This window comes from Roseococcus pinisoli, assembly GCF_018413645.1.
Lineage (GTDB): Bacteria > Pseudomonadota > Alphaproteobacteria > Acetobacterales > Acetobacteraceae > Roseococcus > Roseococcus pinisoli.
Genome location: NZ_JAHCDA010000002.1, coordinates 621,983 through 640,304 on the forward strand (window position 1 = coordinate 621,983; position 18,322 = coordinate 640,304).

Consider the following 18,322-nt stretch of genomic DNA (forward strand, 5'->3'; position numbering starts at 1 on the left):
CGCGAATCATCCGCTTAAGATAGGCAAGGCGCCGCATGGCGCAGGCCGTCAGGCGAGTGCCCAGCCGAAGGCCAGCAGCAGAAGAACCAGCGCCAGGCCGGCCTGCGGCCAGCAGTTCAGCACCCGCTCCAACCCATCCGCCGCGCGGCCCAGCGGGCCCGCGGCGCGATGGAAGGCGCGCTCGGCCGGGATCAGCACGTCGCCCTCCGGCACGGCCGGCAGACGGCCCAACAGTGGCACCAGCGCGGCGCCGATCGCCATGGGCCAGACCGCCTTCCATATGGCGGCCGGGGTCAACGCCTCGGCGAAGCTGCCCACCTGCGCGAAGAGCACCCAGGGGATCGCCATGGCGGACAGGGTCAGGCCCAGCCAGGGCAGCCAGAGCCCGGCGGCGGGCCAGGTGCCTCCCTCCTCCATTCCGGCGGCCAGGCGGCGTGCGAAATGCAGCATGAGCAGCGTCGTGCCGCCGGCCGAAATGGCCGAAAGCGTTCCCAGCAGGCCGTAGCCGAGCTGATCCTTCACCGCGGCCTTGGCCAGCGCGCCGCCCGTCAGTGGGAATCCGCCGAAGCTCAGGACGAGGAGCAGGACCGGAACCATCACCCAGGCCATCCCTCGCCGCCCCGCCGCATAACCCACGCCGACGGCGAGGAAGCAGGCCCCCTTCGCCAGCACGTGGTGCGAGGCATAGAAGGCCGCATCCATGGGCGCCGCCGCCTGCCCCGCCGCGAGCCCGGCGCCGAGGGCTGCCATCACCACGCCCATCTGGCTCACGCTGGAATAGGCGAGCACCGTCTTGGGATTGGCCTGGGTGACGCCGATCGCGACGCCGTAGAAGGCCGTGGCGAAGCCCATCACCACCAGCGCCTCCCCCAGGACCGGACCGCCGGCATCCCAGGGGAGAAAGCGGATCAGCCCGATGATGCCGGCCTTCACGATGGCGCCGCTGAGCACGGCCGAGGCCGGCATGGGCGCCGCCGGGTGGGCCAACGGCAGCCAGACGTGCAACGGCACCATGCCCGCCTTCAGCCCGAAGCCCAGGATGAGCAGCGCAATGGTCGCGCCATGCCAGGGCGAGACCGGCAAGGCCGCCGTGACCTCCGCAATGGCGATGCTGTCGCCGGGCGAAGCCACGGCCAGCACCGCGAAGCCGAGGAGGAGGAAGATCTCTCCCAGCACGGCCAGCAGCAGGTAGATCGAGCCCGCCCGCCAGGCGCGAGCCGTGCGATCGTGGATCACGAGCCCATAGGCGGAAAGGCTCACCATCGCGAAGGCCAGGTAGAAGGTGACAAGGTCCCCCGCGGCGAAGACGCCGAGGCTCCCGGCCATGGTCAGCAGCCACCAGCAGGCGAAGCGCTCCGTCGCCAATCCACGATCGAGATAGGCCGCGGCATAGGCCCCCGCGGCGCTCCAAAGCAGCGCGGCCACACCGAGCAGCAGGGCCGCGGGCCGACCCAGCTCCAGGGTGAAGCGCAGACGATTCGGATCCAGCACCACCGGCGGCATGTCGATGGCGAACAGCGCCGCCGCGACGCCCGGCAGCGGCGCCAGCCAGAGCAGGCGCGGCATCGCGCGCCGTGCCCCGGCGGAGAGGCAGGCCGCCAGCATCAGCAGCGGCACGAGCATGGTCGCGAGGAGCAGGACCCCGCTCACGGCTGCCCCACCTGCACGAGGCCGAAGGAATAGAGCGGCAGCAGCCCCATCCCGAGGGAAACCAGGGCCAGGGCCAGCACCACCTTCTCCTGCACGCCCAGGCGCGGCACGGGAACCGGCGTGGCCCCGCTGCGCATGGCCGCGACCAGGACCCGAAAGACGTAGCCGCCCGTCAGCAGCCCGCCGGCCAGCATCACCACGGCCCACCACCATTGCCCGGTCTGAAGCGCCGATTGCAGCAGGAGCCACTTCGCCGTGAAGCCGCCGCTCGGCGGGATGCCCATCAGCGAGAGGCCCGCAAGGCCGAAGGCGATCACCGGCACTGGCATGGCGCGCGCGACGCCCCCGAGATCCGCGATGCGGTCATGCCCCAGGGCCTTGGAGATCACGCCGGCCGCCAGGAACATCGAGGCCTTGGCGAAGGCGTGGGAGACGGCCTGCAGCACACCGCCCAGCCAGGCGCCCGAGCCCCCCGCCAGCACGAGGGGAAACATGAAGTAGAGGTAGCCGATCTGCGCGATGGTCGAATAGGCGATCAGCAGCTTCAACCGCGACTGGCGCAGGGCGACGAGGCTTCCCAACAGGATCGCCCCCGCCCCCAGCCCGGCCAGGAGCTGCAGCGCCGCCCAGGCGGATTCCGGCGGCATCACCTGCAGCCAGAGCCGCGCCAGCAGGTAGAAGGAGGCCTTCACGACCAGGGCCGAGAGCACGGCGCTCGCCGCCGCGGGCGCGCCCGCATGGGCCGGCGGCAGCCAGAGATGCAGGGGGAAAAGTGCGGATTTCGCGATCAGCCCAACCGTGATCAGCGCCACGGCGAGAAGCGTGGGCGCCCCGCCCTGCAGGCCTGTCGAGAGGAGCCCGATATCGAGCGTGCCGTGGCTGCCATAGAGCAGCGCCACGCCGAGCAGATAGAGGACCGAGCCCAGCAGCGCGAACATCAGGTAGCGCAGCGCGGCCGACAGGGTCTCGGCCTTGCCGTCGAGGGCCGCCAGCGGCACGGCCGCGAAGGTCAGCAGTTCCAGCCCGACGAAGAGATTGAACAGGTCGTTGCTCAGCAGCACGCAAGCCATCGCTGTCCAGATCGACAGCAGGAGGCACCAGAACATCAGCTTGCGGCGTGTCTCCGCCTCGCCAGGCGCCGTACCGAACTCCGCGCGCGCGAAGATCGCGGTGGCACCGATGATGACCGTGGTGGTGAGCAGAAGGGCGGCCGAGAGCCCGTCCATGCGGAGCGCGAGGCCGAGCGGCGGCGTCCAACCTCCCAGCATGTAGGTCAGCGGCTCGCCGCCCCGCAGCAGCGCGGCCGAGATCATGAGGGCGATGACCAGGCCGATCGGCGGCGTCAGGAGCGTCAGCCGCTCGGCCACTCGCGCTCCGCCGGCGAAGGCGATCGACATGGCCACCACCGGCAGCATCGCCGACAGCGGCAGGAGGAAGGCCGCGTCAGTCATCCGTGCCGTCCTGACGCAGCTCGGCGATCCGCAGCAGCAGTGCGATGGCGAGCGTGGTGGCCGCGAAGGCGACGACGATGCCCGTGATGATAATGGCCTGCGGCACCGGATCGCCGTCGAAGCCCGCCCCCGCGCCGCGACGCGCCACGACGCCGAAGACGAGGAACACCCCGCCGCCGAGCAGATTGAAGGACAGGATGCGCCGCAGCGGCGCGGCATGGGTCAGCACGCCGTAGAGGCCGAGACCCACCAGCGCCGCGGCCAGCAGGCCGAAGATGGTGACTTCGTTCATGGCGCGGCCTTCGGCGGGCCCACCAGCAGCAGCACCAGCGCCACCGCGATGGAGAAGGTCAGCGCCGCCTCCACCAGCAGGATCAGCGGCTTGGTGAAAGCCGCCGGATAGGCGAGGAAGCCGTCGGCCAGGAAGCTGCCCAGCAGCCCGATGGCGATGAAGACGATGGGGCCCAGGATCACCCAGACCCGCAGCCGGCGCGAGCTCACAGCCGGCGGGCGGACGAGCCCGGCCATCCAGGCCAGCACCCACATTGCGGCCAGCACCGTCCCGCCCTGGAAGGCGCCGCCCGGCGCCTCCGCGCCGGTCCAGACGAGATGCACGCCGATGACCACACCGATGGGCGGGATGATCTGCGCGGCAAGGCGCAGGGCCGGATCGCGGCGTGGCGGCTGAATATCGCCGGGGATGCCGCCCCAGGCGCCGTCGGGCGCCACCGACCAGACGCCGATCACCGCCAGCACCAGCACCACCGCCTCCAGCAGCGTATCCAGTGCGCGCCAGGCGAGCAGCACGCCGGAGACCGGGTTGCCGAGCTCGGTCGCCGCGAGGTTGGCCGCGGCCAAGGGGGCGAGGCTCGGCGCGGGATCGCCGAGGTTTAGGAGAGTCCAGCCCAGGGCCACGGCCAGGAGGGCGCAGAAGAAGCCGGTCGCGATCCGCAGGGCCATGGCGGGCTGGTCGCGGACCTCGGCCAGGGTCTGCGCGCCGAGGCGGGCCGTCGCCCCCAGCAGCAGCACGCCGCTGGCCCCCGCCCCGACCGCCGCCTCGGTGAGCGCCACATCCACCGTGCCGAGCCTGACCCAGGCCAGGGACAGCACCAGGCCGAAGGCGACGAAGCCCACCACCGCCTCGAAGGCCCGCCGCGCCGCGACGGTCCAGAGCGCCGCCGCCAGGACCGAAAAGGCCAGCGCCAGGTCGATGAGGAGCGTCGCGCTCACTGGGATTCCCGCCGAGCGATCCGGGCGATCATCTGGCCTACGGTGGCGCCCGCCAGCATCGCCAGCGCCCAGACGAGCAGGAGCTTGAGTGCGCCGAGCAGGCTTCCCGCCTGCGGCATCAGGCCCAGGACGATGAGGCCGAGGCCCAGCCCATCTGCCTTGGTCAGCGCGTGCAGGCGGCTCAGCGTGTCGGGGAAGCGCAGCAGGCCGAGCGTGCCCGCGGCAAGGAAGAACAGCCCCGCCAGCACGGCGAGCACAGTGAAGGCATCGGCCAGCAGGCTCATCGACGTCGGCCCGGCACGGCCAGCGCGAAGGCGACCGAGGCAAAGGCCGCGAGAACCGAGAGCGAGAGCGCCGCATCCACGATGGCGCCATTGCCCATCCCGGCCGCGAGAAGCAGCAGGGCCGCGATGCCCCCGGTGCCAAGCAGCTGCGCCGCCATCATCCGGTCGGCATCCGTTGGCCCGCGCAGCACGCGCCAGAGACCGGCCACCACCGTCAGCATCACGCCGCCGGAAGCAAGGAGCAGGAACTCAGCCACGAAAGATTCGCGCGAAGCGCGCCTCCTCGGCCGCCATGGAGGCCGCGACCGGCTGCGTCACATCCAGCGCATGGATCGCGACGGCGCCCGAAACCTCGTCCTCCCCGGCCGGCAGCGTGCCCGGCTGCAGGCTCGACCAGGTGAGGAAGGCGTCGCGCTGCACCGAGGGCGCGGTCACCGGCGCGTAGGGGACGAAGCCGGGCGACAGCCGAAGGTCGAAAGCCCGGCACGCCACCTCGGTCCCGGCCCGAAGGGCCTGGAGGGGATAGCGCAGCAGCAGGCCCAATAGAGGCAGCGGGCGCAGCTGAAGGACGCCGGCCGGCAGCAATCGCAGGCTGAACCAGGTGGCGATGGCGGCCGTGGCGGCGCCGACCGCCAGCCCCTTGAGGTCGGCGCCCCCGATCACGACCCAGACCGCCAGCAGCCCCACGAACCTCGGAAGCGCCGCGAGCGGGGGCATCTCAGTCCCCCTGCCTCGCCGCCTGCCCTATCGCCTGGGGCTCGCGCGCCCGGAACCAGGCGACATAGAGCGTCGGCAGGAAGACCAGGGTCAGCAGCGTCGCGACCAGCAGGCCGCCCATGATGGCGAAGGCCATGGGGCCCCAGAACACCGTGGGCGCGATCGGAATCATGCCCAGCACGGTCGAGATCGCCGTCAGCATCATCGGGCGGAAGCGCGAGGTGCTGGCGGCCACCACAGCCTCCCATATCCCCATGCCTTCCGCGCGGTCCGCCTCGATCTGCACGATCAGGATGACCGCGTTCTTCGCGATCATGCCCAGCAGCGCGAGGATGCCGAGGATCGCCACGAAGCCCAGCGGCTGGCGGAAGATCAGCAGCGCCGCAACCACGCCGATCATGCCCAGCGGCAGCACCGCCACCACCATGGTCAGGCGCTGGAAGCTCTGCAGCTGGAACATCAGCGCCGTCAGCATCAGCACGATCATGAGCGGCACGACGGCGGCGACCGAGGCGCTGGATTCGGCGCTCTCCTCGGCGATGCCGCCCGTGTCCACCCGATAGCCGGCCGGCAGCGTGGCATTCAGCTCCGCGATGCGCGGCGCGATCTCGTTCACCACCGTCTCCGGCAGCACGCCGATGCGCACATCGGCCTGCACCGTCAGCGTCGGCACACGGTCCCGACGCCAGACCAGCGGGTATTCCTGCTCGTATTCGAAGGTCACGAACTGGCCGAGCGGCACGGAGCGCCCGCCCGGCAGCGAGACCTGCATGGAGCGCAGGTTGGAGAGCGACAGCCGCTCATCCGCCGTGGCGCGCGCCACCACGTTGATGAGGTAGATGTCGTCCCGCAGCTGGGTCACGACGGTGCCGGTCACCGCCGCGTTCAGGGCGGCCGAGACCTGCGCCGAGCTGAGGCCGAGGAGCCGCGCCTGGTCCTGGTCCACCCGCACGCGCAACTGGCGCGAGGGCTCCATCCAGTCGAAGTTCACGTGCCGGGCGCCGGCGCTGGTCGAGACGACCTGGGCCACACGCAGCGCGATCTCGCGCACCTGCTCGAGGTCGGCGCCGTTCACGCGGTACTGGATGGGCCAGCCGACGGGCGGGCCGAGCTCCAGCGGCGAGACGCGGGCGACGACGTTGGGGAATTCCTCCGCGAGCTTGCGCTCCAGCCGGTCCCGCAGGCGATCGCGGCCCGGCAGGTCCTTCGCCACGACGACGAGTTGCGCGAAGAAGGGATTGGCCAGCTGCACGTTCAGCGGCAGGTAGAAGCGAATGGCGCCGCGGCCGACATAGGTGCTCCAGCGCTCCACGTCGGGATCTTCCTTCAGCGCGGCGTCCAGCCGGGCCGAGAGGTCGGCGCTCGCGAAGATCGAGGCGTTCTGCGGCAGGGTGAGGTCCACCATCAGCTCGGTACGGTCCGAAGCCGGGAAGAACTGCTGCGGTACGAAGCGGATCGCAAAGATCGCCAGCGCGAAGATCGCGAAGGTGAGCGGGATGGTGAGGAACTTGCGGCGCATCGCCCCTAGCAGCAGCCCGGTATAGAGGCGCATCAGCAGCCCGACCTTCTCCGGCCCCGCATTCAGCTTGGGCTTCGGCGCCTTCAGGATCGCCATGCCGATCAGCGGTGCGAAGAGCACGGCCACGAACCAGGAGACGATCAGCGCGATGCCCACCACCGCGAAAATCGAGAAGGTGTACTCGCCGGCCGAGCTCGCCGCGAAGCCGATGGGGACGAAGCCCGCGATGGTGACCAGCGTGCCGGTGAGCATGGGCGCGGCCAGGGTGCGATAGGCGAAGGTCGCCGCCTGCTCCTTGCTGTCGCCCTTGCCGAGGCGGCGGATCATGGCGTCCACCGTCGTCATCGCGTCGTCCACCAGCAGCGTCAGCGCGATGATGAGCGCGCCCAGCGAGATGCGCTGCAGATCGATCCCCGCCAGGGACATCATCGGGAAGACGATGGCCAGCGTCAGCGGGATGGAGAGCGCCACCACCGAGCCCGGCCGCACGCCGAGGCTCACGAAGCTCGCGACCACGATGATCAGGATTGCCTGCCACAGGCTGTCCGTGAAGTCGTTGATGGCCGTGTCCACCGTCACCGCCTGGTCGGCGACGAGGTGCGGCTCGATGCCGATGGGCAGCTCGGCCGTGATGCTGCGCATGGCAGCCTGGATGTTGCGCCCGAGCGCCAGGATGTCACCCGAATCCCGCATCGCAATGGCGACGCCGATGGCCGCCCGGCCGTTCACACGGAACATGGGCTGCGGCGGGTCGGAATAGGCGCGATGGACCTCGGCGATGTCGCCGAGCCGGATGATCCGGTCGCCGACCACGAAGTTCACGGCCAGGATGTCGGCCTCGTTCTCGAAGGCGCCGGAGACGCGGATGGTCAACCGCTCATCGCCGGTCTGCACCGTGCCCGCGGGCCGCACCACGTTCTGCGCCTGCAGGGCACCGATCAGCGCCTGGAAATTGAGGCCGAGGCCCGCCAGCCGCTCGGTCGAGAATTCGATGAAGACCTGCTCGTCCTGCGCGCCGAGGATCTCGATCTTGGAGACGTCGGGCACCAGCAGCAGGCGCGAGCGCACAGCCTCCACCTGGTCGCGCAGCTCGCGATGAGTGAAGCCGTCCGCGGTGAAGCCGTAGATGATGCCGAAGGTGTCGCCGAAATCATCGTTGAAGCCCGGCCCCACGACGCCGGCCGGCAGCTGGCTGCGCATGTCGCTGACGCGCTTGCGCACCTCGTACCACATGTCGGGCACGACGGAGGGCGGGGTCGACCCGCGCAGGTTCACGAAGATCGTGGTGAGGCCGGCACTGGTATAGCTGCGGACGTCGTCGATATTCGGCGTTTCCTGCAGCGTGCGCTCGATGCGCTCGGTCACCTGCTGCAGCGTTTCTTCCAGCGTCGCCCCCGGCCAGGCTGCCTGAACGATCATGGTGCGGAAGGTGAAGGCCGGGTCCTCGTTACGACCCAGCTTCATGAAGACGATGCTGCCCGCGATGACCGCGACTAGCATGAAGTAGACCATCAGCGAGCGACGGCCGATGGACCATTCGGAGAGGTTCGGACCGATCACGACGCGGCGCCCAGCAGGCGGACCTTCTGGCCCGGGCGCAGCGCCTGCACCCCGGCGGTGACGATCACATCACCCGGAACGAGGCCGCCGGAGACCACGACCCCGGCCGGATCGAAGCGCGCGACCTCGACGGACCGCAGCGAGACCGTCTGCGTGGCGGTATCGACGATCCAGACCGCGGGATTGCCCTGGATCCGCGTCAGCGCGCTGGCCGGGATCTCATAACCGTCCCCGCCGCCGATGCGCATGCGCCCGGTCACGGTGGAGCCCAGGCGCAGCCCGGCCGGCGGCTCGGCCAGGCCCACGCGCACGGCGAAGGTGCCGGTCACGGGATCGGCGCGCGGGGAGACCTCTCGCACGCGCCCGGTGGCGCGGATGGTGGGATCGGTCGTCAGGAAGACGTCGATGACCGGATTCTCCGGCGCACGGTCCTTCACGGAGGCCGGCACGCCGAAGACCGCGTCCCGCCCGCCATCCTGGGCGATCTGCAGGATCATGCGGCCGGGCTGGACCACCTCGCCGGGCTCGGCGCCTCGGGCGGTGACGGTACCGTTGGAATCCGCAACCAGCTCCGTATAGCCGAGGCGGTTTTCGGCGATATTCACCTGGGCCTGAGCGGAGTCGGCCGTCGAGCGCGCCGATTGCAGCTGCTGCGTCGCCTCGTCGTAGCGGACGCGGGTGGCGAAGCCGCTCGCCAGCAGCTGGCGCTGGCGGTTGTAGTTGTTGCGCGTCTCGACCACGCGCGCGTTGGCAGCCGCCAGGGCGGCGCGGGCGGCGCGCAGGTTGCTTTCCTCGTTGTCGCGGTTGAGGCGGGCCACGACCTGGCCGGCCGTCACGCGGTCACCCACATTGACCGAGCGCTCGATCATGCGGCCGTCGATCCGGAAGGCGAGGTTGACGTCCGTCTCCGCCTGGATGGTGCCGGTGAGGGAGACGAGCTCGCCCCCTGCCCGCCCATCCACCGACATGACCCGGACCGGCCTGATGTCAGGTGCCGCGGCCGGCGCGCCATCGTCACAGGCGGCCAGCCCCGCGAGGAGCAGCAGTCCGGCGGTCCGGACGCGTGCGGCTGACAGCATGGGCATTCCCCGAGGATTCAGATTCACATCCTCGTTAGCGCCTGGGTGTCCGGCTGGGACCGGCACTGTGTCCCAGGTCTGCGCCTGGCGTCCCAAACTCCAATCGTCATGAAACCTAAGGGGCCTGGGCGGCCCCCGCGGGAATCACCTCGCTGATGCGGCCCATCAGATAGCCATAGAAGGGGTTCCAGGAGATCCGCACCAGGGAATCCAGCGCCAGGATCAGCACGCCCACCTCGCCATGGGCCGCGAGCGCCCCAAGGCTGACGCCGAATTCCGGCTCGGGACCGGGCTGGTTGCCATAGAGCGAATCATCCGGCGGAAAGGGCAGCGCCACGTGCGAGAGCGAATAGACGTTGCGCGGATATAGGAGCCCGAGGCTCTGCTCCTGCTCCTCCGTCGCCCCCGCCGCCACGGTGCGCGCCACCACCTCGGCCCGGTCTTCGTTGGCATTGGTGATGAAGGTCAGCCGCCAGTTGCGCGGCGCCGGCGGCACCATGCGCGCCAGCACGGCGTCGAAGGCCGGGCGCAGCAGCGGGCCCAGCTTGGTATTGCGGTTGCGGTCGAAGAGAACCAGCTCGCTGCCATTCGCGGGCAGGAATTCGTAGAGGGCCGAGATCACCGCCCGGGTGCTGACGGTGAAGTCCATTACCGACTGGAAGGTGAGCACGGGCGCCAGCTGATCGAGCCGCCCGGCGCGGGACAGGGTGCGGATCTGCTGCTGCAGCGCCTGGGTCAGCCGGTGGGACTGCCGCGCGCCATTCACAGGAAAAGAGTTGTATTTGAAGGGGTTGAATTCAGGTATGCGGCTCAGCCAGGCTGCCTTGGCGAAGGACGGCAGCAGGGCGGGCAGCCCGGCCAACCCCGCGAAGCGCGCGAAGGAGGTGATGCCGATCATGGGCGAGATGAGCACCAGGCGGTCCGGCCGCACGACGCGGGGGTCCTCGATGGCGTCCAGCGCCTGCTTCAGCGCCAAGGCGCCGCCGTTCGAGAAGCCCACGATGTGGATGGGTCCGTCCGGGCCCGCGCGGCGCCGGGCCTCGCGCATGGCGAGCCGCGTGGCCGCCGCCCAATCCTCCCAGACCGTGTCGGTCAGCGCGGCAGGGACGGTGCCATGCGCCGGGTTCCGGATGCCGATGGCCACGAAGCCGGCCTCGCGATAGCGGCGGGCGATGTGGCGGAGGCTGTAGGGCGCATCGGTCAGGCCATGCAGCAGGACGACGGCGCCCCGCGGCGTGCCGCCCTGCGCGACGATGTCCGGCTCCATGACGTAGGAGCGGTTCCAGTCCTGCTCGAAGCGCCCGGGATAGATCGGGGCCCCGGCGAAATAGCGGTTGGCGTCCGTCCGGGCCTCGGGCGGCAGGCGATCGGTGACTTCCCGCCGCAGCTCGGCGAAGAGCGCCTCCTCGGCCGCCATATACCCGCCCCAGTCGAGCTGATCGAGGCGTTCGGCATGCAGGTCGTGCGGCACGTAGCTGTGCCACAGCTCGAGCGGCGGGCCACGCTGGCTGTCCACCGCCCGGATGACGATGAAGGCGCAGAAGGCGCCGACGGCCAGCAGCGCCAGCCGCTTCGACCATTTGTAAGTCCAGCGCCCCATGATCCGCGCGATCCCGCCTGCCTGAAGCTGTGTGTCCAGAGCATTTTCCGCTCACAAAAAGCTTGCGGAAAACGCTACATCATTTTGTTTTTAAAGTATATTTACCCGACCAGATGATCGCACCTGATCGGGTAACGCCCTAGCCGCGCGCGTCGCGCCCGGCCTGGGAGTTCCGGCCCTGCTGCGAGACGCTGCCGATGCGCCCGCCGGTCACGATGCCACGGCGGCGGTTGCTCGGAAGCGCGCGCATGCCGTCACGGGCCGTCGATCCGGCAGACGGGTGATGGACATCGGCGCCTTCGCGGCGGGCCAGTGCGTCGCGCAGGGCGGCGCTGGCCTTCGCCCGCTTTTCCTCCGCACGGATCTTGCCGAGCCGGCCGTTCACGCGCTTCAGACCGCGCGCGAAGACCTGCTTCTTCTCCGCCAGCGACCGCTCGCCCGCGCTTTCCGTCGTGCTGCCGCGCGGGTCTGCCTTGCCGCGATGGATGCGCCGTCGGCCGCGCAGGATGTCGCGCAGCCGGCCATGCTGCGACCGGAGCCAGCGGGCCAGGGTCACCAGTTCGTCGCGGGGGATCCCCTCGAGCTCCGGATAATGGCTGCGGACCACCTGACCGATCTCATCCTCGGCCAGCAGGCGGCGTTCGGCCGCAAAGGGAGCACCCATGACGTATCCTTTCCTTCCAAAAGAGGGATGGCAGAGGACAAACTGCCCTCTTTCCATCCCGAGCGCGACCCGCCGGGCGCTGAAACAGCCCGGCGCGGCCTAGAATGATCCCACCAGACTTCCGAGCAGGATGACCGCCGCGAGCGCGATCAGCGCGCCCACGATGCAGGCCATGACGATGTCCAGATAACTCTGGCGATGCGTGCAGCCGCAGACGGCAAGCAGCGTCACCACCGCGCCGTTATGCGGCAGGCTGTCCAGCGTGCCCGCGCCGATGACGGCCACCCGGTGCAGAAGGCCGGGGTCGATCCCCTGCTCGGCCGCGATCTGCATGTAGGTCGGCCCCAGCGCGTCCAGGGCGATGGTCAGGCCGCCGGAGGCCGAGCCGGTCAGCGCCGCCAGCACATTGGTCGCGACGGCGAGCGAGACCAGCGGCCCGCCGCCGATGCCCAGCACCCAGCTGCGCACCAGCTCGAAGGCCGGCATCGCCGCGACGACGGCGCCGAAGCCAACGAGGCTCGCCACGGCGAAGATCGGCAGCACCGCGGCATTGGCACCCGCATCCATGGTGGCGCGCAGCGAAGGCAGCCGGTGCGCGCTGAGCAGCAGGATCACCAGGATCGCCGCCGCCAGCGCCACGGCCACCGACCAGACGCCGGCCACCGCCGAAAGGCTGGTGCCACCCCAGCGCGGCTCCGCCAGGAAGGCGGCGTCGAAGCGCGGCAGGACGAAGAAGGACATCGCCAGGTTGGTCAGCACCACCACGACCAACGGCAGGGCGGCGATCCAGATCGGCGGCTCGCCGCCCGCATCGGCGCTGCGATGGATCTCGGAGGGGTCAAATTCGCGGGAGACGGTGGCGCGCTCACGCAGGACGGGGTCGTCGGCCGCCTCGTGGACGGGCGCCGGCGTGGGGTCGCCGAAGCCCTCGCCGGCCGCACGCGCCCTCCCCTCGGCCCGGTTCAGCCACCACAGGCCAAAGGCCAGCATGATGGCCGAGGCAAGGAGGCCGAGCCCCGGCGCCGCGAAGGGCGTCGTGCCGAAGAAAGGCATGGGGATGGCGTTCTGGATCGCCGGGGTCCCCGGCAGGGCCGACATCGTGAAGGTGGAGGTGCCGAGCGCGATGGCCGCCGGCATCAGCCGCCTCGGCACGCCGGCCGACTGGAACAGCGCCTGGGCCATCGGCGTCAGCACGAAGATCGCGACGAAGAGGCTGACGCCGCCATAGGTGACCGCCGCCCCCGCGAGCACGACGGCCAGAACCGCCCGCCGCGCGCCGAGCTTCTCCGTCATCCAGCGCGCGATGGCGGAAACCGCGCCGCTATCCTCCATCAGCTTCCCGAAGAGCGCGCCCAGGAGGAAGAGCGGAAAGAACTGTGCGATGAAGGCGGACGCGCTGCCCATGAAGGTCTGCGTCCAATGGGCCAGCAGCGGCTCGCCGGCGAAGATCGCCGCCACAAGCGCCGCCAGCGGGGCCAGGAGCAGCACGCTCCAGCCCCGGAAGGCCAGAAGGACCAGCAGCGCCAGTCCCGCCAGGATGCCAAGGAGGCCCATGGCGTCAGCCTCCGGCCAGAAGCTGATCGATATCCAGCGTGGAGCTGATCCCCAGCCGGTCGCCCTTCTCGGCCAGGAAGGCCTCGGCCGCGCGCCGCCCCTCGTCGCGCAGCATGGTCAGGAAATCCCACTCCGCGTTCAGCTTCGAGGAAGCACCGAGATCGGTCAGGAGGTCGCTGCGCACGAGGTGGACCCGCATCTTGGCCCAATGCGCCACCTCGGCATTGCCGGGGTCGGCCACCTTCCGCAGCAGCGCGATCATCCGCAGTTCCTTCAGCAGCACGGCGTTGAAGGAGACCTCGTTGAGCCGGTTCAGGATGTCGCGCGCCCCCCGGGGCGTTCCCGCCCGCTCAACCGGGTTGATGCCGACGATGATGGTGTCATCGGAGACGCATTCGTCCATCAGCGGCGTCATCGTCGGATTGCCGGAATAGCCGCCGTCCCAATAGGCCTCGCCGTCGATTTCGACGGCCTGGAACATGGTCGGCAGGCAGGCGGAGGCCAGCAACGCATCGGGCGAGAGATCCGCGTTGCGGAAGACGCGGCCGCGGCCGGTGCGAACATTGGTCGCCGTGATGAACAGCTTGATCGGCGAGGCCGCCAAGCGTTCGAAATCCACGCATTGGGCCAGGATGTCGCGCAGCGGATTGGTGTCGCCGAAGGGGAAGTCGTAGGGCGAGAAAAGCCGGCTCATCATGTCCATCGCCACGTAGCCGGGCGAATGGTCGAGGGTCCAACGGTTAAGCAGCACGTCGATCGGGCCCCGGCGGAAGGGGCTCATCGCCGCGCCCTTGGAGACGGTGTGCCAGAAACGCTCCAGCGCCGCGCGGGCACCCTGGGCGCCGCCCTGCGCATGGCCATCAACCAGCACGGCCGCATTCATGGCGCCGGCCGAGGTGCCCGAGATGGCCTCAATCTCCAGCCACTCCTCCTCGAGCAGCCTGTCCAGCACACCCCAGGTGAAGGCGCCGTGCGAGCCGCCGCCCTGCAGGGCGAGGTCGACCAGCAGCGGCGCGCGGGCGGGCACGGCCCCCTCTGCCTCTGATCCGGAATCGGTCGGTGCCGAAGGGATGGAAGTGCTGCGTTTCGCCATGGCCGCTGAACTCCTGGGCGGAAGTGGCGCGCCGTCCACGGATCGAGACGAGGCCGGCCCGGGCGGCGCCATGAGGCGGCATCCGGACACCGGCCGTCGATCCGCCTCGCTCCCAAGCTTCCAGCGTCCTTCTAGCCCCCGGCGCCTGGAATGCGAGCGGCCTATTGTCCCAGCCCTGCTCATGGCGTCCCAAAATCCTGGCGGGGAATGGCCCGAGGTTGCCGGAACGGAGGGGCCCATGCGAGCGTCCGGGGCCCGGAGACGTGGGACCGGGCCAACTGGGAAAAGCCTTCGCATGATGATCGGTCTCTGCGCGGCCATTCTGGTGGCCGCGGCGCTTCACCTTGCGCAATCCATTGTGGCCCCGGTGGCTTTCGCGCTCTTCCTCATGGCCCTCGTCTGGCCGGTGCAGCGCCGGCTATCGGCCTTCGTGCCGGCGGGCCTCGCCATGCTGGCCTCGATGCTCGCGGCGCTGCTGACGGTGGTGACACTCGCCTTGCTCATTACCTGGGCCTTCGGTGGGGTCGGGCAATGGATCCTTACCAATTCGGGACAGATCCAGCTGCTCTATGCGCGCAAGATCGCCTGGTTCGAGGAACAGGGAATCGGCGTCGCCGCCCTGCTTTCGGACGGCATCAGCTCCCGCTGGCTGATCGTGATCGCGCAGGAGGTGTCCGGGCGGCTGCACAGCATCCTCGCCTTCTCGATCGTGACGGTGGTCTTCCTGGTCCTGGGGCTGCTGGAGGTGAAGGTCGTGGACCGGCAGCTCCAGCGCATTCCGGGTGACGTGGCCCCGCGACTCCGCCAGGCCGCGATCGACACCGCCGTGAAGTTTCGTAGCTACATGGCGGTCCGCACGCTGATGAGCGTCGTCACCGGCATCGCCGTCTGGGGATTCGCCCGGCTGATGGGCCTCGATCTGGCGGCGGAATGGGGCGTGATCGCCTTCGTCCTGAACTACATCCCCTTCATCGGCCCGCTGATCGCGACGCTCTTTCCCACCATCTTCGCGATTCTCCAGTTCGAATCGTGGCAGACGGCGGTGGTGGTGTTCCTGTGCCTGAACGTCATCCAGTCGGTCTCGGGCAGCTACATCGAGCCGCTGCTGGCCGGAAAGCGGCTGGCGGTCTCGCCCTTCATGGTGCTGCTGGCGGTCTTCTTCGGCGGCTTCCTCTGGGGCGCGCCGGGCGCCTTCATCGGCGTGCCCGTGCTCATCGCCGCGGTGACGATCTGCCTGCAATTCGAGGGCGGCAAATGGGTCGCGGCGCTGCTCTCCGGGCAGGACGGCGACTGACTATTCGCGCCCTTATCGTCAGGAATACGTCATACGGGCGGAGGGTGGTGTTGCGCATCTCCCGAACCGCTGCTAGAGGCTCCTCCAGGTGATCCGGCGTGGCGCAGCGGTAGCGCAGCGGACTGTTAATCCGTTGGTCGTAGGTTCGAATCCTACCGCCGGAGCCATCATTTCCAGAGAAAATTCAGCATTCAGGGCGGCGCGGCATGCAGCCCGCAAAAACGTCCATAAAGGGCTTGGATATAGCGGCTGATCTTAGGCTGCTGGCAAACGGCCTCCCCGGTGTGACGACCTGATTGCAGCTTTCGAAAAGCGCCGGGTCAGAAGCACCAGCGCCCTTCCCTATTTTGGCGATGATCCGTCTCACCGACGCGGATACTGACCACTCCGCCCGACACCTCAGTGGGGCGCTGCGCCTTGGTCTGGGACGCATCTTGGATCCCATGGTGGTCGGCTCGGATCTGCGTTCTCAATTTTCTGATCGTTCCCCCCACCCCCAAAAATAGTCGCCCCCCATGTGATCCGGCCTTTGGCCTCGCAACGCCCGATTTGCCGAGCGTTGGCGCGCCGCCTCGCATGTTTGCGGAGTGCAAAGGGGCGGGTCTTCGCTACAAATGTCGCCATGCAAACTGACCGCCTCACTTCGGCGCTTCCCGTCATCGCTGCCCTGCTCGCGGGTTTCGGTCTGCTTCAATTGGGCAACACCCTCCAGGGGACGCTTCTGGCCGTGCGCGGCGGTATGGAAGGCTTCTCGCCCACCGTCATCGGCATGATCGGCGGCGCCTTCTTCGCGGGTCTGATGGCCGGCTCGCTGGTGACCGGGCGGCTGATTCGCCGCGTCGGCAAGACGCGCAGCTTTGCGGCCCTTGCTTCCATGGCCTCCATGGTGCCGATCTTGCACCTCCTCTGGATCGATCCTGTGGTCTGGATCGTCGCCCGGATGCTGACAGGTTTCTGCTTTGCCGGCCTCTTCGTCGTGGTCGAGAGCTGGCTAAACGCCGCCGCCATCAACCAGATGCGGGGGCAGATTCTGTCGATCTACGGCATGACCGGGCTGGTCGCCGGCGTGATGGGCCAGCTTCTGTTGCCGGTCGCTGATCCCGGCGGATATGTCCTTTTCGCGGTGGTATCGCTCATCCTGACCGGCGCGGTCCTGCCGCTCACATTGTCACAGGCCGATCCGCCTCCCCTGCCGACCGGAACGCTGCGGATCGATCTGCGCCGTCTTTACGCACAAGCCCCGTTTGGGCTTGCCGCGGCATTCCTGTGTGGCGTCAGCACCGGCGCCTTCTTCTCGCTGGCCCCTGTCCTGGCGCAGTCCATCGGGCTGCAGCATCAGGGGGTCGCGGTCTTCATGGCGACGGGAGCCATCGGGGCCGCCGCCATGATTTGGCCGCTTGGCGCGCTATCCGACCGAATGGACCGACGGCTGCTCGTGGTAGCCACAGCGACGGTCGCGGCTATCGCCCTTGCCGGCATGACGCAATTCACACCCTCCGGCGCCTCGACATGGATTTACTTTGTCCTGGTGTTTCTCTTCGGCGGGCTTGTCGTGCCGATCTACAGCGTGGTGCTGGCTCATGTGAATGATTCCGTTCCTCCTTCGGAGTTCGTCGCGGCCTCCGGCGGCATGCTGATAGCCCAGGGGGCCGGCGCGGCTTTGGGTCCACTTGTAATCGGCGCGGCCATGACGGCCTTCGGTCCACGAGCCCTGCCTGCACTGACAGTCGTGGCGCAGATCCTCATTGTCCTGTTGGGATTCTGGCAGATCAGGCGTCACGCTGCCCCTGCACGGACCGAGGAGTTTCAGCCTCAGCCGCCCACGCCTGTGGGCACGGAACTGATCGCGGTGTCTCAGGAGAAGACAGCCCCGCCGCGATAGGCGCGAACGGGCCTTGGCGTCGGCTTCGCCGAATGGTCTCGTCAGCACCGGCCGCTAGGCTGGAGGCCGCGCCATCACAGAAATTCGCGCAGGCCTGTATTCCGCAAAATCAACGAAGAGTCCAAAAATCTTCAGCTGCGATCGCGAAGCCGAGCGACCGAACCTCCCGGGCACGGAAAGCGACGACGCCGATCAAATTGCCCCGAGCGTCGAACAACGCGCCTCCACTCGAGCCCAGCGACATCGGCGCAGTGGTTTGGATGATGGAGAGCGTTGGGCTGGGATGGAGCGACGAGACCAAGCCTTCGCCCAGAGTGAGCTCACGCCCTGCGGGGGCGCTCACCGTATAGACGCGCTCCCCAACTCCGAGTTGCCGAAAGGGCCGCACCGCACGGACGGGCCGCAGGGTCGGCTCAGCGACCGCAAGGATGCATCGATCCGTCCGTTGATCACGCAGCACGACGGACACGGCTCGCCGGGCCGAGCCCTGAGAGATTTCGGCGGAATCGGTGGTTGAAACGAGATGGCACGTCGTCAGCAGATGCCGCGACGAAACTGCGATGGCGGAGCCCTGCAAAACCGTACCTCCGGGCGCCATGGCACGAAGCATCCAGACGCTGGTCCGCGCGCTGGCAAAGACATCGCGAGCCGAGATCTCGTTCATCCCGATCGCGGAAGGCATGGTCGCAAACGGTGCCGTTGGCCCAGGGGCTGGGACTGATCTGGAAGAAGAAGGGCCTGCAGC

16 protein-coding genes and 1 tRNA gene are annotated in these 18,322 nt (G+C 69.1%); 3 read left to right on the top strand and 14 right to left on the bottom strand.

What is annotated here, in order from left to right:
* Positions 1–48 precede the first annotated feature (48 nt).
* The 13 genes from KHU32_RS11660 to KHU32_RS11720 form a co-directional block, all read right to left on the bottom strand.
* Entirely contained in the window at positions 49–1,650 is a 1,602-nt protein-coding gene (locus KHU32_RS11660) for a complex I subunit 5 family protein (RefSeq protein WP_213670262.1), read from the bottom strand.
* On the bottom strand, positions 1,647–3,101 hold the full coding sequence (locus tag KHU32_RS11665) for a complex I subunit 5 family protein (RefSeq protein WP_213670263.1): 1,455 nt from the start codon (positions 3,099–3,101) through the stop codon (positions 1,647–1,649). The genes KHU32_RS11660 and KHU32_RS11665 overlap by 4 nt, the downstream gene beginning before the upstream one ends.
* Complete coding sequence (locus KHU32_RS11670; RefSeq protein WP_213670264.1) at positions 3,094–3,393, bottom strand: NADH-quinone oxidoreductase subunit K; 300 nt, start codon at positions 3,391–3,393, stop codon at positions 3,094–3,096. The genes KHU32_RS11665 and KHU32_RS11670 overlap by 8 nt, the downstream gene beginning before the upstream one ends.
* Entirely contained in the window at positions 3,390–4,331 is a 942-nt protein-coding gene (locus KHU32_RS11675; RefSeq protein ID WP_213670265.1) for a hydrogenase subunit MbhD domain-containing protein, read from the bottom strand. The genes KHU32_RS11670 and KHU32_RS11675 overlap by 4 nt, the downstream gene beginning before the upstream one ends.
* Positions 4,328–4,615, bottom strand: coding sequence for a cation:proton antiporter (locus tag KHU32_RS11680; protein WP_213670266.1), 288 nt, complete (start codon positions 4,613–4,615; stop codon positions 4,328–4,330). The genes KHU32_RS11675 and KHU32_RS11680 overlap by 4 nt, the downstream gene beginning before the upstream one ends.
* A complete protein-coding gene (locus tag KHU32_RS11685; RefSeq protein WP_314070401.1) occupies positions 4,612–4,872 on the bottom strand; it encodes a monovalent cation/H+ antiporter complex subunit F in 261 nt (86 codons plus the stop codon). Before KHU32_RS11685 ends, KHU32_RS11680 begins: the two co-directional genes overlap by 4 nt.
* Positions 4,865–5,332, bottom strand: coding sequence for a Na+/H+ antiporter subunit E (locus KHU32_RS11690; protein WP_213670267.1), 468 nt, complete (start codon positions 5,330–5,332; stop codon positions 4,865–4,867). Before KHU32_RS11690 ends, KHU32_RS11685 begins: the two co-directional genes overlap by 8 nt.
* A 1-nt stretch (position 5,333) precedes the next feature.
* Entirely contained in the window at positions 5,334–8,411 is a 3,078-nt protein-coding gene (locus KHU32_RS11695; protein WP_347265543.1) for an efflux RND transporter permease subunit, read from the bottom strand.
* A complete protein-coding gene (locus KHU32_RS11700; protein ID WP_213670268.1) occupies positions 8,408–9,490 on the bottom strand; it encodes an efflux RND transporter periplasmic adaptor subunit in 1,083 nt (360 codons plus the stop codon). Before KHU32_RS11700 ends, KHU32_RS11695 begins: the two co-directional genes overlap by 4 nt.
* Before the next feature lie 115 nt (positions 9,491–9,605).
* On the bottom strand, positions 9,606–11,090 hold the full coding sequence (locus KHU32_RS11705; RefSeq protein WP_213670269.1) for an alpha/beta hydrolase: 1,485 nt from the start codon (positions 11,088–11,090) through the stop codon (positions 9,606–9,608).
* Positions 11,091–11,229: 139 nt separating this feature from the next.
* A complete protein-coding gene (locus KHU32_RS11710) occupies positions 11,230–11,754 on the bottom strand; it encodes a hypothetical protein (RefSeq protein WP_213670270.1) in 525 nt (174 codons plus the stop codon).
* 99 nt (positions 11,755–11,853) lie between these two features.
* Positions 11,854–13,308: a GntP family permease gene (locus KHU32_RS11715; RefSeq protein WP_213670271.1), complete on the bottom strand. Its 1,455-nt coding sequence runs from the start codon at positions 13,306–13,308 to the stop codon at positions 11,854–11,856.
* A gap of 4 nt (positions 13,309–13,312) precedes the next feature.
* Positions 13,313–14,401 (bottom strand): patatin-like phospholipase family protein, encoded by a 1,089-nt coding sequence (locus tag KHU32_RS11720; RefSeq protein WP_213670272.1) that lies wholly within the window; start codon positions 14,399–14,401, stop codon positions 13,313–13,315.
* A 295-nt stretch (positions 14,402–14,696) separates the two neighbouring features.
* On the opposite strand from KHU32_RS11720, the gene KHU32_RS11725 reads away from it, so the two are divergent.
* The 3 genes from KHU32_RS11725 to KHU32_RS11735 all read left to right on the top strand — a co-directional run bounded on the left by KHU32_RS11725 (position 14,697) and on the right by KHU32_RS11735 (position 17,577).
* Entirely contained in the window at positions 14,697–15,695 is a 999-nt protein-coding gene (locus tag KHU32_RS11725; protein ID WP_249680971.1) for an AI-2E family transporter, read from the top strand.
* A gap of 92 nt (positions 15,696–15,787) precedes the next feature.
* Positions 15,788–15,862 (top strand) — tRNA-Asn (locus KHU32_RS11730).
* A 455-nt stretch (positions 15,863–16,317) separates the two neighbouring features.
* Positions 16,318–17,577, top strand: a complete 1,260-nt coding sequence (locus KHU32_RS11735) for an MFS transporter (RefSeq protein WP_213670274.1) — start codon at positions 16,318–16,320, stop codon at positions 17,575–17,577.
* A gap of 109 nt (positions 17,578–17,686) precedes the next feature.
* On the opposite strand, the gene KHU32_RS11740 is transcribed toward KHU32_RS11735, so the two are convergent.
* The gene (locus tag KHU32_RS11740) at positions 17,687–18,241 is read right to left on the bottom strand and encodes a S1 family peptidase (protein WP_213670275.1); all 555 of its coding nucleotides are present in this window, start codon (positions 18,239–18,241) and stop codon (positions 17,687–17,689) included.
* Positions 18,242–18,322: the final 81 nt, after the last annotated feature.